This window comes from Acetivibrio cellulolyticus CD2, assembly GCF_000179595.2.
GTDB lineage: Bacteria > Bacillota > Clostridia > Acetivibrionales > Acetivibrionaceae > Acetivibrio > Acetivibrio cellulolyticus.
This window is the reverse complement of record NZ_JH556659.1, coordinates 112,670-132,023: the sequence shown is the minus strand read 5'-3', so window position 1 is coordinate 132,023 and position 19,354 is coordinate 112,670. Positions and strand designations below refer to the sequence as shown.

At 36.6% G+C, this 19,354-nt stretch carries 23 protein-coding genes and 2 pseudogenes; 1 reads left to right on the top strand and 24 read right to left on the bottom strand.

Annotated features, from left to right (window positions below; all coding sequences use genetic code 11):
- Nucleotides 1–152 precede the first annotated feature (152 nt).
- From nagA to ACECE_RS0220640, 24 genes and pseudogenes are all read right to left on the bottom strand, one after another.
- Nucleotides 153–1,301: an N-acetylglucosamine-6-phosphate deacetylase gene (gene nagA, locus ACECE_RS0220765; RefSeq protein ID WP_010250733.1), complete on the bottom strand. Its 1,149-nt coding sequence runs from the start codon at nucleotides 1,299–1,301 to the stop codon at nucleotides 153–155.
- 166 nt (nucleotides 1,302–1,467) lie between these two features.
- Nucleotides 1,468–2,013 carry a PadR family transcriptional regulator gene (locus ACECE_RS0220760; protein ID WP_010250731.1) on the bottom strand — a complete coding sequence of 182 codons (546 nt, stop codon included), beginning with the start codon at nucleotides 2,011–2,013 and terminating at the stop codon, nucleotides 1,468–1,470.
- Nucleotides 1,997–3,205 (bottom strand): macrolide family glycosyltransferase, encoded by a 1,209-nt coding sequence (locus ACECE_RS0220755; RefSeq protein ID WP_010250730.1) that lies wholly within the window; start codon nucleotides 3,203–3,205, stop codon nucleotides 1,997–1,999. The genes ACECE_RS0220760 and ACECE_RS0220755 overlap by 17 nt, the downstream gene beginning before the upstream one ends.
- A gap of 306 nt (nucleotides 3,206–3,511) precedes the next feature.
- Nucleotides 3,512–3,709, bottom strand: a complete 198-nt coding sequence (locus ACECE_RS0220745; RefSeq protein ID WP_010250728.1) for a YwbE family protein — start codon at nucleotides 3,707–3,709, stop codon at nucleotides 3,512–3,514.
- Entirely contained in the window at nucleotides 3,709–3,867 is a 159-nt protein-coding gene (locus ACECE_RS31345) for a hypothetical protein (RefSeq protein ID WP_162862609.1), read from the bottom strand. The genes ACECE_RS0220745 and ACECE_RS31345 overlap by 1 nt, the downstream gene beginning before the upstream one ends.
- An 89-nt stretch (nucleotides 3,868–3,956) precedes the next feature.
- Nucleotides 3,957–4,094 carry an AP2/ERF family transcription factor gene (locus ACECE_RS31340; RefSeq protein WP_162862608.1) on the bottom strand — a complete coding sequence of 46 codons (138 nt, stop codon included), beginning with the start codon at nucleotides 4,092–4,094 and terminating at the stop codon, nucleotides 3,957–3,959.
- A 137-nt stretch (nucleotides 4,095–4,231) separates the two neighbouring features.
- Nucleotides 4,232–4,780: a DUF6144 family protein gene (locus ACECE_RS0220725; protein ID WP_010250724.1), complete on the bottom strand. Its 549-nt coding sequence runs from the start codon at nucleotides 4,778–4,780 to the stop codon at nucleotides 4,232–4,234.
- 114 nt (nucleotides 4,781–4,894) lie between these two features.
- Nucleotides 4,895–5,731, bottom strand: coding sequence for an AraC family transcriptional regulator (locus ACECE_RS0220720; RefSeq protein ID WP_026073944.1), 837 nt, complete (start codon nucleotides 5,729–5,731; stop codon nucleotides 4,895–4,897).
- Between the two features lie 176 nt (nucleotides 5,732–5,907).
- Nucleotides 5,908–6,651, bottom strand: coding sequence for an ABC transporter permease (locus ACECE_RS0220715; protein ID WP_010250722.1), 744 nt, complete (start codon nucleotides 6,649–6,651; stop codon nucleotides 5,908–5,910).
- A complete protein-coding gene (locus ACECE_RS0220710; RefSeq protein ID WP_010250721.1) occupies nucleotides 6,638–7,372 on the bottom strand; it encodes an ABC transporter ATP-binding protein in 735 nt (244 codons plus the stop codon). Before ACECE_RS0220710 ends, ACECE_RS0220715 begins: the two co-directional genes overlap by 14 nt.
- A gap of 57 nt (nucleotides 7,373–7,429) precedes the next feature.
- Nucleotides 7,430–8,212, bottom strand: coding sequence for a MerR family transcriptional regulator (locus ACECE_RS0220705; RefSeq protein ID WP_010250720.1), 783 nt, complete (start codon nucleotides 8,210–8,212; stop codon nucleotides 7,430–7,432).
- Between the two features lie 54 nt (nucleotides 8,213–8,266).
- Nucleotides 8,267–9,154, bottom strand: a complete 888-nt coding sequence (locus ACECE_RS0220700) for an SPL family radical SAM protein (protein ID WP_010250719.1) — start codon at nucleotides 9,152–9,154, stop codon at nucleotides 8,267–8,269.
- Nucleotides 9,155–9,913, bottom strand: a complete 759-nt coding sequence (locus tag ACECE_RS0220695) for an N-acetyltransferase (RefSeq protein ID WP_010250718.1) — start codon at nucleotides 9,911–9,913, stop codon at nucleotides 9,155–9,157.
- A 166-nt stretch (nucleotides 9,914–10,079) separates the two neighbouring features.
- Nucleotides 10,080–10,538: a GyrI-like domain-containing protein gene (locus ACECE_RS0220690; protein ID WP_010250717.1), complete on the bottom strand. Its 459-nt coding sequence runs from the start codon at nucleotides 10,536–10,538 to the stop codon at nucleotides 10,080–10,082.
- Between the two features lie 70 nt (nucleotides 10,539–10,608).
- Nucleotides 10,609–11,511 carry a helix-turn-helix transcriptional regulator gene (locus tag ACECE_RS0220685; protein WP_010250716.1) on the bottom strand — a complete coding sequence of 301 codons (903 nt, stop codon included), beginning with the start codon at nucleotides 11,509–11,511 and terminating at the stop codon, nucleotides 10,609–10,611.
- An 83-nt stretch (nucleotides 11,512–11,594) separates the two neighbouring features.
- Nucleotides 11,595–11,944: pseudogene (locus tag ACECE_RS0220680) on the bottom strand (DUF1048 domain-containing protein).
- 15 nt (nucleotides 11,945–11,959) lie between these two features.
- Nucleotides 11,960–12,307 (bottom strand): DUF1048 domain-containing protein, encoded by a 348-nt coding sequence (locus tag ACECE_RS0220675; protein WP_010250714.1) that lies wholly within the window; start codon nucleotides 12,305–12,307, stop codon nucleotides 11,960–11,962.
- A complete protein-coding gene (locus tag ACECE_RS0220670; RefSeq protein ID WP_010250712.1) occupies nucleotides 12,304–12,630 on the bottom strand; it encodes a PadR family transcriptional regulator in 327 nt (108 codons plus the stop codon). Before ACECE_RS0220670 ends, ACECE_RS0220675 begins: the two co-directional genes overlap by 4 nt.
- Before the next feature lie 520 nt (nucleotides 12,631–13,150).
- Nucleotides 13,151–13,684: a putative immunity protein gene (locus ACECE_RS0220665; RefSeq protein ID WP_456049036.1), complete on the bottom strand. Its 534-nt coding sequence runs from the start codon at nucleotides 13,682–13,684 to the stop codon at nucleotides 13,151–13,153.
- 13 nt (nucleotides 13,685–13,697) lie between these two features.
- Complete coding sequence (locus ACECE_RS31950; protein WP_026074012.1) at nucleotides 13,698–14,108, bottom strand: iron chaperone; 411 nt, start codon at nucleotides 14,106–14,108, stop codon at nucleotides 13,698–13,700.
- Between the two features lie 84 nt (nucleotides 14,109–14,192).
- A pseudogene (locus ACECE_RS31945) lies at nucleotides 14,193–14,654 on the bottom strand (GNAT family N-acetyltransferase); the annotation flags it as partial.
- Between the two features lie 217 nt (nucleotides 14,655–14,871).
- Nucleotides 14,872–16,194: an MFS transporter gene (locus tag ACECE_RS0220650; RefSeq protein ID WP_010250706.1), complete on the bottom strand. Its 1,323-nt coding sequence runs from the start codon at nucleotides 16,192–16,194 to the stop codon at nucleotides 14,872–14,874.
- 406 nt (nucleotides 16,195–16,600) lie between these two features.
- Nucleotides 16,601–17,944 (bottom strand): dockerin type I repeat-containing protein, encoded by a 1,344-nt coding sequence (locus ACECE_RS0220645; protein ID WP_010250704.1) that lies wholly within the window; start codon nucleotides 17,942–17,944, stop codon nucleotides 16,601–16,603.
- A 343-nt stretch (nucleotides 17,945–18,287) separates the two neighbouring features.
- Nucleotides 18,288–18,629, bottom strand: coding sequence for a group II intron maturase-specific domain-containing protein (locus ACECE_RS0220640; RefSeq protein ID WP_010250702.1), 342 nt, complete (start codon nucleotides 18,627–18,629; stop codon nucleotides 18,288–18,290).
- A 126-nt stretch (nucleotides 18,630–18,755) separates the two neighbouring features.
- Here ACECE_RS0220640 and ACECE_RS0220635 point away from each other — a divergent pair, with 126 nt between their 5' ends.
- A complete protein-coding gene (locus ACECE_RS0220635) occupies nucleotides 18,756–19,304 on the top strand; it encodes a reverse transcriptase/maturase family protein (RefSeq protein ID WP_083878841.1) in 549 nt (182 codons plus the stop codon).
- The last annotated feature ends 50 nt before the right edge of the window (nucleotides 19,305–19,354 follow it).

Sequence of the window (19,354 nt, the reverse complement as noted above, 5' to 3'; positions counted from 1 at the left end):
GTCTGATTGCATCAGAGTCTACCAACCAAAGCTGTCACAAAAGTGAGATTTCTGTTAACTTTAGTTGCATATTGGCCACTTCTTTCTCCACCTAACATTGCGGCTGCCTCATCTACAATTACTGTAACATCCTGATAAAGCTGAAGTATAGTTTAAATTCTGAATACTGTTTTTCCTTCTACAATAGTTTGCTGGACATTAAGTGCTTCATCTAAAATGGCTATATCTGAATACTTTCCAACCTCCAGACTACCTCTTTGTTTTTCAATACCCAGCTCATTTGAAGGATTTAAGGAAGCCAATTTTACGGCCTCACAAATTCCCTTCCCAGTACAATCCATATAGTTTTTTATTGCCTGATTGAGCTTTAACATACTTCCTGCCAGTGTACCATCTTCAAGTCTGACAGTATTGTCCTTAATTATTACCTTTTGACCTGCAAGTTCAGAAATACCATCGTGAAGGCATCCTGCTCTCACTGAATCTGTTATTAATATAATCTTGTCCATTCCCTTTATTTCCTCTAATATTTTAAATATTGCTGGATGTACATGTATCTTATCTGCAATCAATTCACAATATATATCGGAATTAAAAATAGCTCCGATAATCCCTGGTTTTCTATGGTTCAAAGGAGTCATTGCATTAAAGGTATGAGTTGCATGACTTACACCTTTTTCTATTGCCTCCATTGCTTGCTCATATTCTGCATTTGAATGTCCTATTGATAAGATAATATTTGTTTTTTCCTTTACTTCTTTTATAAAATTAAAGTTTTCATCCATTTCAGGAGCTAAAGTAATTATTTTTATAATATTAATATACTTTTCTATAAAACTGAAATTAGGCTCTATTATGCACTCCTCAGGCTGTGCTCCTTTATATTTCTTATTTATAAAGGGTCCTTCTACATGTGCACCTAAAATTTTTGCACCTTGTGTTTCTTTTCCCATAAGACAGCTAATATTATCAAGTGCAGCATATATCTTTTTCTTACTCATTGTCATGGTTGTAGGAAGAAATCCTGTAACTCCGTTTTTAGCAACCGTGCTGCTTATTGCAGCTAAACTTTCCACTGTTCCATCCATTACATCATGCCCACCAGCTCCATGTATGTGCATATCAATAAATCCAGGGGATACATAGTTTCCTTTTACATCAATCACTTCTTCACACGTTTTAAGCAACAGTTCGGGAGTTTGCTGTTCTCTAAATTCGAGAATCTTATCATTGTATAGTAGAACTTTATTTTCTAAAACTTCATTTTCAGTAATAATTCTTCCGTTTATTATAGCTTTCAAGTTTTATCCTCTCCTATCACTTCAGCTTTTGCAAATACCAGCATAACTTTGTTTAAAACTATATATGGAATTATTGCACATTGAATGGATCACTTTTATTTTTATAGAAGTTTTTCCCTTGACATCACAAAGTGGATGAAACAGCTGTCCGAAATTTGGTTTGTACTTAGGAATGTTGCATTTCTTCTATTGTTTCATCACACCAATGGATAACAGCCTCACTGGATATTATACCCCTTCTAAGCACCGCCTTGATAAAGCAAGTTCGCTCCTTTGATATTTCCTGGATGCCCTGTTCCAAATCCTTTTGCATTCCAAGATATTTCTCTATATTCTTTTCATGGATTTCTTTATAATTTTCTAGCATCCCAATTACATTTTCCCTTGGCTGGCTGCTTGAAAACAATAATTTAAGCATAAATTCAGAGCGTACTGGCTGTTGCATAGTCTCTTCTAAAAGCCATGTCTCAAGTTCCTGCTTTCCCTTTTCGGTTATTCCATACCGGACTTTCTTTTCATTTTTTTCTCTGAAAACAATTTCAATCATCCCCTCCTCCAACATCTTCTTCAATGTTGGATAGATATGTCCGAAATTTTCATTCCAAAATCCAGAGAGTACCTTGTCACTGTACTTTTTTATGTCATAGCCGGTACTTGGTGACTGATTCAAAATACCCAAAATAGCATACATGGATTTATTCTTTAATGCCATTCCTATTCCTCTCTTTCCAAGCATCAACATATTTTTCAAGTTTCCATACTGTCTGCTCAAGCTTAGCAAAATTCCTCATTTCCTGAGATATTTGCATGCAGTTTTCCTTGATTTTCTCCTCCATTATGAGTGTTTCCGTTTTAGATCTCAGTATTTCCGGAGACAATTCCTTTATGCTTTCTGTCATCCCCAGTTGCATAGAAACAAGGCGCTTGGCCACCATATGTTGGTCATTGACCTGAGGTAATGCAAGCATCGGAACTCCAAAGAATAAAGCTTCGTTCACGCTGTTAAAACCTGCATGAGTGATAAACACATCAGCCCGCATTAAAATCTCTAGTTGCGGAAGAAAACTCTTTACCAAGAAATTTAGTGGAATTTCACCTAATTGTGAAACTTCACACTTCTTTCCAATGGACATGCATACATAATAATCCGTATTGCGAAATGCCGAGATACATGTCTTATAAAAATCTACAAAATCTGTATTCAGACTTCCAAGCGATATATATATAAGCTTTCTGTCTCCTATCACGGAAAAATCCAAATCATGTGCTTCCTGTAGCCGGTCAATGGACGGACCCGCAAATAAATAGTCTGGCTCGTGTACCCCATCATCTCCGTTGAAATTACGAGTGGTGTATACGATATTCAAATCTCCTTTGCTTGTAAAAACCTGTTCTAATGAAGGCTCCTCAATTTTATAGCTTTCACAAATCCGTTTTAATATCTGATAGCAATGATCCAATTGAGGATGAAATCCTGACACAAGCATCCGTTCTGGTACCGGTGTTTTACTCATAGCAAAAGAGGAGTGGGAACACACAACCGGAATTTTAGTAATCTGTTTTAAGAAACAGGCTCCTCCGAAATAAGAATCACAAATAATCATGTCATACTGATCTTCTTTTGCAATATCCAATATCTCCGGCAGCACTACTTCATCGTACAAAAGCATGCATTCCATCAACATGAAAAACGGATGCCTGTCTGTCGGACGGTATTCTTTCAAAAACAGATCCAACTTGTCACTAAATCCAATCCATTTTGCCCCCATCTTTGTTACCTGTTCCGAAAATGGTTCTGAACAAAAATAGCTGACCTGGTTTCCCCTCTCTGTAAGTTTCTTAACCAATCCAAGCGTAGGGTTAATATGCCCATGCAAATTTGCATTTATAAACAAAATATTCATAACTCTCCCCCTTATATCACTCTGATATAGTATATGTTATATCAGAGTGATATAGTTGTCAAGGTAATTTCAACAGTAACTAAATTAATATGATCAATTCCACGTGTATAATTGACATATCTAATCTGTCAACTCAACCCTATCCATTTTTATGAAGTGGATAGGGTCTCCCAAACAATAAAAATAAGGGTTTCCTGGCATCAGCACCTTCCGCTCAACTACTAATCCGAAAAGTCCAGTACCTGAAAACCCAAAACCTAAAATGCTTAACATTTATACAGAAATGTCTCTAAATTTTTATCAGATTTAAAAAGGAAGTATTTGTTTTACACGACCTACTATTCCACCAACAATTCGAACCTTAATTCCATGTGGATGAGTTGAAGAATTTGTAAGAATACTCTCTACCGTTCCTTCAGTTAACTTTCCGCTAAATTGATCATGTTTTTGTACAATCATAACATGGGACCCTTGTTTTATATTCTCACGTTTATTTCCATCCATTATTTATCTCCTGAATCCTTGAATAGGCCGTCTTTTATCATGATTTCTTCTTTGCCTTTTTTACTATTAATAGTTTTAGGAGAAATCTTAGGGGCCCGAGTATCTCTCCAAACTTTATTCTTCTTTTTCTTTAACCTATCCGGGTTTTTAAATGACATTGCATTCCCACCTTTCAAATTTATTCTTAATTTGCATCTGTTCTGCTCTATCAACAAACAGCACTTCACATCTCATATTTATATCAAATTCATCCTCTAGGAAAATTAAACCTTGCGTTCTCTCCATGAAACTCAAATGCCATATTATCGTAAGCTAAAGCTTCTTCAATATCCCTATCAAATCTTCTCTTATAGTATGTCTTTCTGCAATATGTTATTCTTGCCACCCACTTGGACAAACTATTATTGGCATTGCCTTCTCAATTCCTTCAAAAATTCTTAATAGAAGTTTTCTCGTTTATAATTTATCATATCTGTCATGCTTTTGCAAAAAATACGAAAGAACATCCTTAATTTTAATACCTTATTTCCAAATCAAACCATGAGGAACAATTTTCATAAGACAAATATCATCCCCTGCCTTTATGCTTTTTAACAAATCGACATCAACTCCACATCCAAAGGCTTTTTCAAAAAGAACTTTGCTGTATCCCGTAGTACACTGGCACCATGTTTTTGTCTCCAATTTATCCACGTCTGCGAGCATAGGACAAGGGCAAAATAAAAACTGCAGATAAAGTACACCGTCTTTACAAAACAGCCCACCTCCCTTTGCCTTATCGGAATTTGCAAATTCCTCCATATTTGACGCATCAGCTATCAACTCTTTTAAGAATGCCAACTTTTCATCCATTCCATAACCGCACTGGCAACTCATACGAATCTGTTTCGTTGTTTCCTTATCAAATTTGTTTTCCAATCTACGCATTGTCGATTTTACCCAATCGGCATTATTTTCACTTTTTGCCAACCCATCATGGCCATTAATAATTTCTTTCCCCGTTTCCGTATCGCTTCTATTTCTAATGGCCTCAAAAATAACTTGTTCTTGAATTTTTCTTACATCGAACATTTCTATACCTCCATATTTTTATAAAAAAAGACTCTTTTCTAAAATAGAATTTACTATATCTTAGTAATTTTTATTATAGAATAAAGTCTGTTTGATGACTTCTGAATCCTTGCTCTATTTTACCGGGATGCACAAATCCATAATTACACATTCATTTTCTCTGTCAATTTCCCTATAAATATTCAACCCGTATCTTTTATCCATTTCATAACCGGTTGCCGGCAGCCAAACGCTGAATATCCCCTGTAAAGCACAAAAAATATCCAGTATTTTCCCCTCAAAGCGATACGTTGCAAATTTGCCACCTTTAACCATTGTCACATTATCCAGTCTGCAATATTCATCCGTTGTTATACAAATATCACATAGACAGCCGTTCAGGGAGGTAATTGCAGGATCATCATAAAACCTTTCTATCAATAGTGTATCCGCTTTGATATAAGCTTTGTATTTATCCAAAAAAGCATACCATTTTTCTTTCAACTCGATATAATTTCCAATCATTCGTTCATAGATAACCAAGTAGTTACAGAGTTCCTTTATTTCTATTTTACGGTTATAAGCTTCAAACGCGTCAAAACTGGAAAACTCTTGGGGATAGAAGGGATTTGACATGCTCGTTACATTTGTAGAATTACGAAATTCGACCGGAGAAACTTTATGATGCTTTCTGAATGCGGAGCTGTAATTTGATGAGCTGTATCCATAATTCAGGCCAATATCTGTTATAGATTTGTTTTTTTCCAACTTAATATTAATGGCACTCTGATCCAGTTTCAGTCGTTTTATGAATTCATATACACTTTCACCGGTTGCCTCCTTGAAGGACCTGCAAAAATAATACTTTGAGAAATGAAAATGATCTGCAACATCTTTTATTGTAAGATTGTCATCAATATGCTGTATGATATAGTCAATGCTTTGGTTTACTAATTCCTTTTTGATCACAATATATCCTCACTCCCAACGACTCTTTTACACTAATTTGTAACTATTTAATCCCTCTTGACTTTTAATTATGGTGAATTCGCCATAATTCTATATCTGAGTAATATAGTTGTCAAGATAATTTACATATCTAGTGGCGGCATAATCTACTGTAATCTATTGTTCCTTGAAAGCAAACCTTATTCCCACCTGAAAAATCTAATTGCTACAAAAGAACAAATGAACGCAATTGCCGCCATTACGACAATCGGCAATAGAACATTATTCATAGGTAAGTCCAGTGTTGCGGATTTCAGTATTTTGATTCCTTGCGTTAATGGTAAAATATCCACAACCCTCTGCATTGTTATTGGCATTACTTCGTAAGGAAGTGTTGCTCCCGAAAAAATCAGCATTGGAAAATATAATATGCTTGCGATAATGCTTGCGACTTTAGAATTCTTGGCAATGCCACCCACCATCATGCCAATACTAAACATTGAAACCATTACCAATATCCAACCAAGAATAAATTGCAATATGCTTCCTTGCATTTCGAAACCGAAGAATACCTTAGCCACAGCAAGCAGTGTAAGCAAAGATATTAGGGAATACAAGAAATATATAGTAACCTCTGCAAGCAGAATTGTAACAGGGCTTATAGGGGTAACCTTAAATCTTTTCAGAATTTGTTTGCTTCTGTAGTCGGATACGACCAGGGGCAATCCCATAACTCCACCGGCACAAATCGAAATACTTGCCAAAGCACCGAAGGATTGTTGGATAAATGTATAGCTTGCCCCATCAAATGCAGGCTTGTTCCCATAAATAATGCCAAATATGATAAGTACAATGACAGGCATTATAACTGCAAAAATCAACATATCCATGCCACGCAGGGACAACTTCAACTCGGTTTTGAGTATAGTTTTATAGGCTTTCATTACCTGCACTCCTTTCATCTGTAAACCAAAGGTAAGCGTCCTCAAATTTGTCGTGAGGACTCTGATTAATTGCTTCAGTAACCGTTCCGCAAAACGCTGGTTTACCTGCTTTCAAAATGCAAATCTCATCGCACAAGGTTTCTACCTCGTCCATAAAATGTGAAGTCAGCAGAATTGTAAGTCCATCAGCCTTAAGTCTTGTTAGTATCTGCCAAACATCTCGTCTGGCTCTTGCATCAAGACCCGTGGTAAGTTCATCTAAAAACACCACTTTGGGCTTTGGTATTAAGGCAAGCACAATAAACAGGCGCTGTTTTTCCCCACCGGAAAGCTCTTTTACAAGTATGCCTCTTTTATTCGCGATCCCAAAATCCGTAAGCAGTTGGTTGTATTCTGCAGGGCTTTTATAAAGCGAAGCGGTTACCTCACATAATTCACCGACTTTAATATTTTCCTGGTAATGCGCCTCCTGGAACTGTACACCCACCTGCTCAAAAAGTTCCTTACGATTGATAGTTGGGTTCATTCCTAATACAGAAACAAGACCGCTGTCAGCCTTTTTTGTACCCAAAACACATTCAATGGTTGTACTCTTTCCTGCGCCATTTGCACCAAGCAAGCCAAATACTGTGCCTTTCTTTACCGAAAAGCTGAAATCATCAACAGCTTTCAGATTACCGTAAGCCTTTGACAGATTCTTTACCTTGATTATATCCTCCATCATCTGCTCCTCCTTTTATTTGATATAAAAAGAATAACACCAAACAAAAGTCTGGTGTTAAAGTGGAGGGTTTGAATATTTGCTTTGCATTTCGTTCAACATAATAATAATCTGTTTTGCATTCTCTTCTGCTGCGTGTAAGGATAAGATCAACTTGTCACAAACAGAGACAATATCCTCGCTTTTTCCTGGTGTATTCAACAATTGTTCAATGCTGGTTTCAGAATTTTGGTTAAAAGCATTCATCATTCGCAAAATTGCAGAAAGAGAGAAATTTGCACACCTCAGAGATCTGATGATCTTCAATTTTTGTATATCCTCATTGCTATAAACACGATAACCATTTTCTTTACGCTTAACATTAAGAAGTCCATTCATTTCCCAATTGCGAAGCGTGTCCATGGTGATACCAGTGGCATCCGAGACTTCTTTGCGTTTCAAGAAAGCTGTGTTTGTTTGCGAATATCCATGCAGCAATGCCTTAGTAATTTCCACCGCTTCATTCGTATTTGCAATTTCTTCTCTGACGGTTTGAATATATAGATGTGTCAATTTAATTGCTTTATCATATTGCTTGTTTGCAGATAATTTTACGACCTCTATAATATTTTTTCTAAGTCCGTTTTGCAATACCTCAATCTGAAATGCGGTGCGAGCTAATCTGAATTGCTCGATGTGAAGATCGGTGAAAATTCTATAGCCATTTAATTTGCGCAAAGGCTTCGGAATCAGTTCAAGTTCCTCATACATTCGTACTGTATTTGGATGAATACCGATTATCTTTGCAATTTGACTTGTTGTATATATCTTTTCTATGATATCACCAACTTTCAAAAACATAGTTTATATATCAGTCACATGTAAAATATCCCCAGACTTCTAGATTTACTTACGTTATTCAAACAGTGAAATTTGTACCGGTTGAAAAGAATTCTTGTATCCTCTTATTATATCATCCATTTTATAAAGAATCCCATATTCATTACATTTATTCTTAAACAAACTCCACAATTCCTTTGCCTTGAGTGAACGGCATTCATATGAGTTCCCATAATTTTTTATATATTTCTCTTTGATTGAAGGAAATAATTCATCCAGTTTATTATAATACCAATCCCTTTGATTCTGCCTTAAAGTTACGCCGAATGCAGGATAGATAAACTTTGCCCCATTTTGGTAAGCAAGTTCTATAATCTCTTTTATATTATCCTCAGTGTCCTCAATAAAAGGAAGAACAGGCATCAATAATACACCCACAAAGATTCCTTCTTGAGACAGTTTGTTTATTGCTTTGAATCTACAAGATGAAACTGATACGTTTGGTTCAACTTTACTGCACAATACATCATCAGCAGTTGTAACTGTTATTTTTACCAACATGGGAGAATGCTTTGATATCTCCTTTAGAATGTCAATATCCCGCACTATCAAATCACTTTTTGTGGCGATAGCTGCACCAAACCCAAATCGATTTATTAGCTCCATTGCTCCCCTTGTGAGCATATACTCTTCTTCAAATCGATTGTATGGATCACTCATAGCTCCTGTTCCGACAACACCCTTTTTGCGCTTTGATTTAAGCTCACGTTCAATTAGGGCAAGAGCATTTTCCTTCGCTCTCACCCTATCAAAATTATCAACTCTGTAGCATTCACTTCTACTATCACAATAAATACAACCATGACTACAGCCTTTATATATATTCATATTATAGTTTATGCCAAACCAGGAGTTGTTCTCCGAATACCCCGAAACAATTGTTTTTGCTGTTATGAATTCCATCTACAACCCCTTTTCCTCAAGAAATTTCACGAACTTACTTTCTGAGAATATTTCGTTTGTTACAAATTTACCATCATAAAAAAAGCTGTATGTTGTAAACGGAGCCGGGGCATTTTGTGCCTGTTCCATTGATTCTATCTTTTTGAGTTTAATGCTTTGTCCTTTTGATTTGGCTATATCAGCTATTAACGGAGCATACTTATCGGTATGAGGACATTGATTGGTGTAGTATAAAACCATCCCCTTTTCATCAATAGAAGCATTCTTACAGCAAGCCTTGAATTTTGGCTCTACTGCATTTTCTTCAAATGGGAGATACAAAAGTTCAAAGTAAGGCTTCGCCGTATCACAGACTTTGAAACCTTTATACTTTAAATGCTTAGGGTCTGACAAAAATGGCATCTTCTTTACTGATGAAAGAATTACAAGTCCTTTTTTATTCTGTGCCTTTGCATCACCAATGCATTCTTCCAGCAACCTATTTGCGTACCCCTGACCTTTAAACTGCCCGGAAACCCAAAAACAGTTTATGAAAAGGTAGCCCTCAGCTTCAATAGGACACCATGCTTTTTCAGCGGGAATATACTCAATAAAAACCTTTCCCCTTGCATCGAGCCTTTTAAAAACCAGTCCCTTTTCAAATTGACTTTTCATCCATGTTTTCTTGGATGATACACAAGTTTCACCCTTTTTATCTGAAATAGCACAGCATATATGTTCTTTGTCAATATTACTGCTATCAACACTGATAATATTCATGCCTTTTTCACCATCCTCTACAAATACTTTTTGAAACGTTTTCAACAAGCATTTCTAATATTTTTGCCTAACATTAAATCCCAAAACCGTTTTTAGATTGTTAACTTCGGTCTTGCGAGGGGCTGATAGATATATTCCTCGCTGTTTGTGGGAGCTTCTTTCATATCTATTTTAATGAAATATATATGTGTATTTCGGCATTCTCTATATCGCCGCCAGCTTGATATTCTTCAAAATCACAGCAGTATTTTCTGTCTAAGTCCATAGACCAAAGCTTCATCCAAAACTCCGCTACTGCTTTTTGTACATGTCCATGAATAATAAATTTTGCGTATTTCCCCGAGGTAATAATTTCTGATTGTACATTCTCGGGCAGGATTACCGTATCTTCAACTTCACAGCAAACCATTACATCATATGCTCCGCTTACACCATTTTCATAATTCGTATAAAGACCTATGCTCTTATCATTTTTCTTATCAGGCATGGATTGATATATACCCTCTTCGAAAAACCTCTGCCAAGCCATACCGATACTGCTGCTCATGTTTGGATCACTGTTGCTGGTTCTTACTCTAATTCCTGCCACCTTTTTTTCTTCCAGTTGTACTAATTCATAATTCATTTTCATATACCTCTTTTCATATTGTAATGAAATCAGTATATTATTCTTAATTTGACAACAGCATGTCATATTATAGATATTTTTTCAAACTGTTTTCAAGTTTACTTTTTATCATTTCCCTGACATACTCTGGCTCTATAACCTCTCCATAATCACCAAATGATAGAACATAGCCATATACCCACTCGCTCTCAGGCAAATTTGCTGTTGCTATAAAGCTTCCATCTGCAGTTTTCGTTATAGAATTCTGTTCAAATTCATCATACACTCGATAAGCCATACTTGATGAAATTTTCATTACAAGCTTTATAATTTTAGTAGTTGTTTCATGAGATTCCGTCAAGATATCTTTAGGTGTAATTCTTGCAAATTTTTCATTTAAGAGTGCAAGATTTTTTATCCGGGTTACCCTGAACGTTCTATAGTCACTCTTAACAGTACAAAAGCCATAAACATACCAAGCCTGACCTTTAAACAATAGTTTCAAAGGCTCAATGCTTCTTTCTGTCTTTTCTCCATAAGAACTATAGTAGTCAAATTCTATACGATTTTTATTTAATATAGCTGTTTTAAGCAAATTGAATTTTTCTTTTTCATCTGAATTACTGCCCCAATTAGAAAAATCCACATCTATCCAATTGGCATCGTTTTTATCAAACAGAGTTGCTAATTTTTTAAGTACTGGCTCTACATCAGGAACATTTAAAGCTTTCATCCCATGTAAAGAAGCTAGAATATCAATTTGTTCTTTTTCAGAAAGTATTGATTTTTTTATCACATAATTATCAAGGAGACTAATTCCTCCTCCTTTTCCTTTGTTTGCATATATGGGTATACCCGCTGCACTCAATGCATCTACATCCCTATAAATTGTCCTTTGTGATACTTCAAAATGCTCGGATAATTCCTTCGCTGTTACTATCTTTTTCTCAAAAAGAATATATACAATTTCAAGCAGCCTATTAATCTGCATACTTCATCACCCATAATCATTTTAGCACAAATATATGACAACAATATGTCATATTACTTTTATATACTGTTTTACCCATATTTTTACTTTGTTTTATCCCTAACCTTTTTTATGGACTTGTAAACTTCTTGGTCAACTGATCTTGATAAATGTCAGCATAAGTTTTTGAATCTTTAATGAGATCGTCACAGAAAGCTGCTACATTACTGCTTGTCACTTCGAGCACGCCTTTTCCCAAGGCCGCACCCTCTTCAAAAAGATCGACAATCCCCGAGAGCAAACCTATCCCGTCGGTTAGCTCAACAGGGCCGACCTTAAAGAGATATTTTTGAATTTCTTTATAAACAATCTGATAATCTTGCGGGAGCGCTTTGACACGTGCCATGTGTGCTAGCCACTCTTTTTTGCCTTCAATGATATCTTGTATTCTCATTTTCATGCTATCCTCCTATTTACCTAATTTTTTAGCGATATTATCGTTAAGTTGCTTGCGCCACTTGTCACGAAAAGACTTTGCCCCTTCTTCTCCGGCCAGCGCTGAACAAAAACCTTTGATATCGTCACCCAAAACCTCTTGGACACTCTGACCGTCCGCCGCCGCTTCTTCAAGCAGACCAAGCACACCGTCAAGAATTGGCATGAGGTTACGACCGGTGAAATCTGAGTGCGACCAAAAATTGGTTTTAATTTTTTCCCATGCCAGTTGATAATCAGCCGGCAGCTTTTTAGCTCTCGATTCAAAAGTTTTAAATTCTATAGTCATGTCACCGCCTGTGATTTTCTCCCATAAATTCATTGTTTATTCTCCTTCAACTCGCTAATTTTTGATGATATAAACTCCCATTTTTCCCAGAACTTCTGCAGTTCCTCACACCCCGCATTGTTGAGCGCGAAAAACTTTCGCGGCGGCCCCATATCGGACGGCTTTTTCGTAATTTCCACCAACTTGTTTTTCTCAAGCCGCACCAAGATGGTATATACTGTCCCATCCACAACGTCCGAAAAACCGAGGGCATTCAACCTACGTGTGATCTCGTATCCGTAGATTTCCTCGTGGCTTATGATTTCAAGAATACATCCCTCCAGCACGCCTTTGAGCATTTCTGTAAGGTTTTCCAATGTAACCCCTCCTCACTACTACGTATTACTTATTACTAGTATATAGTAATACGCAATAGTCTGGTTGTCTATAGGTATATATTTATGAACCTATATATCTCTCTTACTGTCTATTTATTTATGCGACCATTTTATTTTAATTACGAGACAATACTCGGTATATGCTGTGTTTTACATAGGAATAGTATCAGTCGACGAGGACTCGTTCACCGTGGGATCCAAATCGGTCGTAACGATAGATGTGAATCCATAATATAAATAATGCATAGCACTCTATAAAATAATAACGTAAGATGCCATGCTTTATTATGTTGAACCAGAATTTTCCAGGTGATGTTATGTCGTAATATTACCGGCAACCTGAAATTTAACCTCTTTAGATAATTTCATCTACTATCAAACTTTTTTAGATATGCAGTGTTTTTATCCTATTCTTAAGGAGTGTGTGCTGAGAGCTACCCTCCACAAATTTAGGCTGTGTTTTTTCACACAAAATGTCCTGATCCCAAGTGGTTCATGGTCAGCATTTCCAATCAATTTTTGCCCGGTTTGGCTCGTTCTCCACTGCAATAGCATGTAGATCAGCTTCCATACGTTTGCACTCCTCTGCAGCGCATTGCTCTATTTGACTCCACAACACATCCGTTCCGAGTTGGTCATAGGCGACCGCAATCGCACCATAAAAGGCAAGCCCTATACAGTGCCGTGCGGAATGGATTGTCGATGCACATTGACCAATTGCCCTCGCGGCAGCTTGGGCAATTGGATTCCCTTCTGCCTCCCTTGCAGCAGCATGACACTCAAGGATTGCTATCTTCGCCTGTGGCAATTTTATTGCTCCCGATATCCACTCCCGAGCGGAATTCAGCGCATTTCTCGGACGTTGATCGCATGGGTAATTCTTGCTCCAGAGGGGCAATATAACCCGCTCGGAATAATCAACCACCCAATGCACAAGCGTTAGCTTACTCTGGGTTTCAATTAATTTCATAAGCGATTGAATATGCGGTGCCTCCCAGTCGCTTAGCATTTTTCGTACTTTTGGCATACTCATACTGCTGATTATATTATGATTTGTGTCGCTTTCGTCCCCTAAAAAATTTTGATTTTTCATCAGCTTTCTTTTTATTTTCGTCAACCCTAAACTCAACTATCTTTTTTATTAATTCAAGCGGCATGGGTGCATTGATAGGGAACTGCACCGAACCTTTTGCTCCTTTATATTGGGCCAGCTCATCATTAAACGCTTCAATTCCGGATGGCGTTGGATAAAAACCAATATGATTTTTGAAAGCGGCAAAATGCACAAGATTACCATGCAAATAGAATGTCGGCATCTGATAACTTATTTTTTCGCTTGCCTCAGGTGCAGCCTCTTTTATTACCTGCCTTAGCTCATGAAGGATTCTCTGAACAGCCTCTGGAAATTGCATAATATATTCATCAATCGAATTAAATACAACCTTATTTTCTCTCATATAAGTATATACTTCTACATCTGCAACTTCTTTTCCACCCCAGTTTTTCTCTTGCAAAAGATAATCTTCCTTTCTAAATCCATTTTTCAAAAGTGCCTTAGAAGAATATATATTTTCTGGCATTACAAACGCTTCAATGCAGTCAATTTTAATTTCTTGTGTTAAATATTCAAGTAATAACTCAATGATACTTGTTGCAATACCTTTATTCCAATATGTCTCATTTATTCGATAACCAATCTTAATCTTATTTTCCCTTTTGTTATAGTCAAACATCTCTGCGAGTCCAACAAGTTTATCGGGATTATCATGCAGATATACTCCTGCTATAATCAATTTCTTTTTTTCAAAATCTCTACCACCAAGATTTTTTATTGCCGTTGACAAGAATTTCATATTTTTCTTATACAAAAAAGGGGATATATATTTATAAACATTTTCATTATTGCTGATTTCAGATAATGCTAATGTATCGTTGTCTTCCATTTTTCTTATGATAATTTTATTATTTTTTAAATTTGGGAAAACATCAAATAATTCTTGCATTATTTTTCTCCTTTTCTAACACAAATTCAAATTTGCTCTCATGTAAAACTTATACTTAACTTAGTTTATATTATATATCAAAAACCACATTTTAGTAAAAAAAATAGTCCCCTTAGGGACAAAGAAATAGGATCAGTTTGCCTTATGTAAATTATTTCATTAATATGTAATGTCTCAGTGTTTTTAATCCTCTACAACTTTCTTTAGTATCAGTGGTTTACTTCAATTCGCTCAATGATTCTTCTGGCGCTTCGTTCTGTCTGTTTTTCAGTATCTGCCAGAAAAACAAACAGATTGCCGTTCCAGCGATACCCAGAATAAAGAAAACAAATGCAGCACCAGAGCCTTTCCCGCTACCGAAGAGTGCTGTGAGAAAACTCCCCTCCGCTTCTCTTTCCATCAATGGCTCGAAAATACTGTCCACCAAAATTCCTCCTAAAAGGAAACCTACGGGTATAGTGAAAAACTGCAACGTATTCCTGCAGGAAAACACGCGCCCCTGCAAATTAGTTGGGATAGTAGTTCGGAGAATCACATCCAGATTCGCGCTCATCAAGGGCACAAGAATCCAACCGATAATCTGACCAATGCACCAAATTAAGGGCGAATGACCAAACGCCAAAAGAAAGTTTTCTGTACTTAGGGAGATAAGCATTGTAATGTATATCACGCGCACCCTGTTTTTCGGCGCAGGTATAAATGTAACAATGATACTCCCGATAAGAGTCGCTATCCCTGCGAAGGCGTTAACCACTCCTAAAACCATCTTTCCGCCGTTTTCCTTCGAAAGAATCATAGCCGGTAAAACAGCATCGAATGCAGATGCAACCAGATTCACACCCGCTAAAAATAAGATGAGGTATAGAATAAGCCTGTTCTCATTCAGGTAGTGAAGCCCACTTGCCACTGATTTCAAAAGACTCTCCTTATTATCTACCGCACCCTCATCAGCTTCTTTCATGTCCGGAATTTGGACAAATAGCAATAGCGTTAAGAACGCCACTAAAAACGTTATAAAATCTACACATATCACCGCATCAATTCCCGCAAAGGAAAGAATCATAGTTGCAAACACAGGTGTCAAAATCGTGACTACTGAATTAGAAAACGACCGCATTCCGCTTGTTTTCTGATAATGCTCTTTCGGTGTAACAAGCGTCATTGCCACATCGCTTGCAGGCTGCTGAACGGTATTCATTAAACCGTTTATGGCATTTAACATATACATATGCCAAGGCATAAGCAAATCAGCCTTCAGCAATATGAGCACAACAACAGTACAAACAGCTGCCATTGTATCACAGGTCAGCATCACCTTTTTCTTATCCCACCTGTCAGTGAGCGCACCGGCAAAAATACTCATCAAAACATAGGGTGCATATGAACATATTGACAGAAGTGCCGTCTGAATCGCAGATCCGGTCTTCTCATACAGCCAGATTACAAGCGCAAAATTTGTCATAGCACTTCCTAGATGTGACAGCGCCTGAGTGCTCCATAAAATAAAAAATGTTTTTAATCCTTTAATATAATTATTCATTAATGACTTTGCTCCTTTTTGTAATTATTCAATCAAAAAAGCAAAGTCTGAGGACTCGGGATTAAGTCCCTACTTCCCATGCATCGTCCTCAAACCTTGCATGGAGCTTTTGCAATAGTCAAAATCATACTTTTACCTCCTAATTTCATTTTTTACTCTGCATTTAAAAATGACAGTCTCGCAATTTAAAACAAGTCATACCATAAGACGGTATGTTGATTTGCTATGTTATACGCTTGATACTCCCTCATGCGTATCCTATTGATACTAATTTTATCAATGCTTAGCGCACTTGTCAAAAAATTTGTCTTTCTAGCAAACTTTTATGCTGAAAACAATTAAAAACTGCCTGACCATTTTAATTGATCAGACAGTCTTTAATTGTTCTGCTTCTCAAATCATTTATTTAAATCTGATTTACAACTGGAAGTGCACTTAACTTTCCCAGCAAATATTCTTTCATCAGACCGAAGTCTATTGAGTCTACCTTACCATCTTCGTTTAAGTCCCCTGCATTGCATTCAGAAGGTTTTAATATGATCAATCCAAGCAAATGCTTTTTAATTAGAGCCAAGTCTATTACATCTATTTTACCATCTGCAGAAATATCACCACATAGAGCATTGCTCGCTTCTTCCTTGGGAGGTTCATTTCCGTAAAGCTTCTTACCGTTACTATCGTAAAGCACAAAATCAGGTGCGTAGTATGCCTCTGGGCCATACTCATCCATTTTTATTTTGTTGCTCTCATCAATACTCTTGCATGACCAGTCATTCATTGGATTCCAAGTCGCTGTTCCACCTATAATAGAAAATAAAGCATCAATATGGCAATATTTATTTTCAGGTAAATAAGGCTGTTTCCAATCGGAAGTTAAATCGAATGTATAATAATAAACCTTATTTTCTTCATCCCAAACATCAGGACCACTTCCGACAATCTCTCCACAATCCAGTCTTTCGTGTGCACGCATAATCAAGTTATTTGCGTTTTCTTCATCGAGAGTAAAAAAGTAGCGGAGTTTCAAGGATTGGGGCTCATAAACCCCTCCTGCCAATTTAGATGTGTTTTCTATGTATGTCATGAATGAAGATCCTTCAGGTATCATATGAAGCGGCACTGTATATACTCTCCACTCCCCTTTAACAGATGGCTTTGGAGGTTCATTTCCAAATAACTTATTACCGCTTGTATCGTACAATACAAAGTTTGGTGCATAATATGCCAATAAAGGTTGATTAACATTTATTACTTTAGTATTGTCTTCACTAATATCCTGCAATGACCAATCATTCATTGGATTCCAGGTGGCGGTTCCACACATAATATTAAACATTGCATCGATATGACAATACTTATTTTCTTTAGGTTCGGGATCCTTCCATGCAGACGTAACCTCAAAAGTATAATAATATACTTTATTCTCCTTATCCCAAACATCAGGACCACTTCCGGTTATCTCTCCATTATCAGTTCTGTTATGAGGCAGCATTACTAGGTCATTAGCATTAGCTTCATCCAAGGTAAAGAAATAGCGGAGCTGCAAAGTTTGCGGCTCATAAAGACCTCCGGGTGTTATTGAGGTATTTTCGATATAGGCCATATAGTGAGAGCCTTCAGGTACATTATGCAATGCAGATACGTACACATTCCATTCATTTATAGGCTTTTCAAGTACCTCTGCGTAAGCACTTAAGCCCGCTATTTGGATCAATAAAACACAGACAAGAATTAAAGCAGTTTTCTTCATGATCTTTCCCTCCTTAAATAATAATTTTTTTTGGCTAAAACCTTTTTTTATATTAGTATTGATTAGGTTATGTGATTTATATTAATTATGGCGATTATTAGTTCATAGTAGAGCTTTAAGATGGTTTATATAGATAAGATTGATTAAAATCATTTATATTATATATCATAACATTTGTATTTAAATAGTGGAATAATCTTAGACTAACAGCAAAAATTACAGATTTATATTAAATTATTATATATATTGGCAAGTATGAATTATTTGATCGGGTAGGAGGCTAACCATTAATTGATTAGCCGACCTCCCACACCGCACGTACCGTTCGGTATACGGCGGTTCTTCAGTTTTCACAGATTTTCAGATAATAGTCAGACATGGTGATATACCCCAATCTGGCTATTATTTTATTTGTTAGTGCACCGTTTAGCATCTTCGCCGCTCTCCAACAACCCTTGCGACAGTTTGCCATTTCGTGCACCTTACCTTCTGGTAGTTTCAACGCTTTCAGCATGCGATACCTCGTTTTAACCTTCTTCCATTGTTTCCAATAGATAGCCCTAATTCTTCTTCGTAGCCATTCGTCAGTTTCTCCTACTAATTTCTTCATCTCCGCCTCACTAAAGTAGTTAATCCATCCTCTAACAAACTCCTTAAGTTTTTGTATTCGGTAATCATTCCCCAACCATTATTTCTGTTTGTTAGTAAACGAAGTTTGTCTCTCATTCCATGCAATGACATTTGCAAAAACACTCATAAACCTCAAGACACCACAAAAGCCGATAATAGATATAGAAGGAGGCATTGAAGGATATTTTACAACATCAATCACAGGATACTTCTAAGAAAGCTATATAGGATAGGTGTAAAGGATAAAAGAATAATCGAAATGATTAAGAAAATGCTAATTGCCGGTTATGTATACGATAAAGAGAAGTTCCAAACAGAAAAGGGAACAGTCCAAGGTGGATGCATATCCCCATTACTTGCCAATGTATACCTTAATGATTTTGACTGGATGCTTGGAAGGATGTATCATCATCCAAAATCAAAACATAAGAAAGAAGACTATTCCAGAAGAGCCCTGAAAAGAAAAGGTATAGTTCCAAAGTGTTTGATACGGTATTGTGATGATTGGTTAATAATGACCACGATGATAAATGAAGCAACTCGAATATTGAAATACTTGCAAAAGTACTACAAATATAGGTTGAAATTAAACCTTTCCAAAGAAAAGACATTGATAACAAGCCTTGAAGAAAACAGAGTTAAATTTCTCGGCTATGAACTGCTAGCATTACCCCTTGATAAAATAAACAAGGTTCCAAATTCAGCATGGGGTTTTGTTATAATTGTCTAAAGATAGTACAAAGTGGAGAGATACCACAAGGAATAAACTCAAAAATGAAA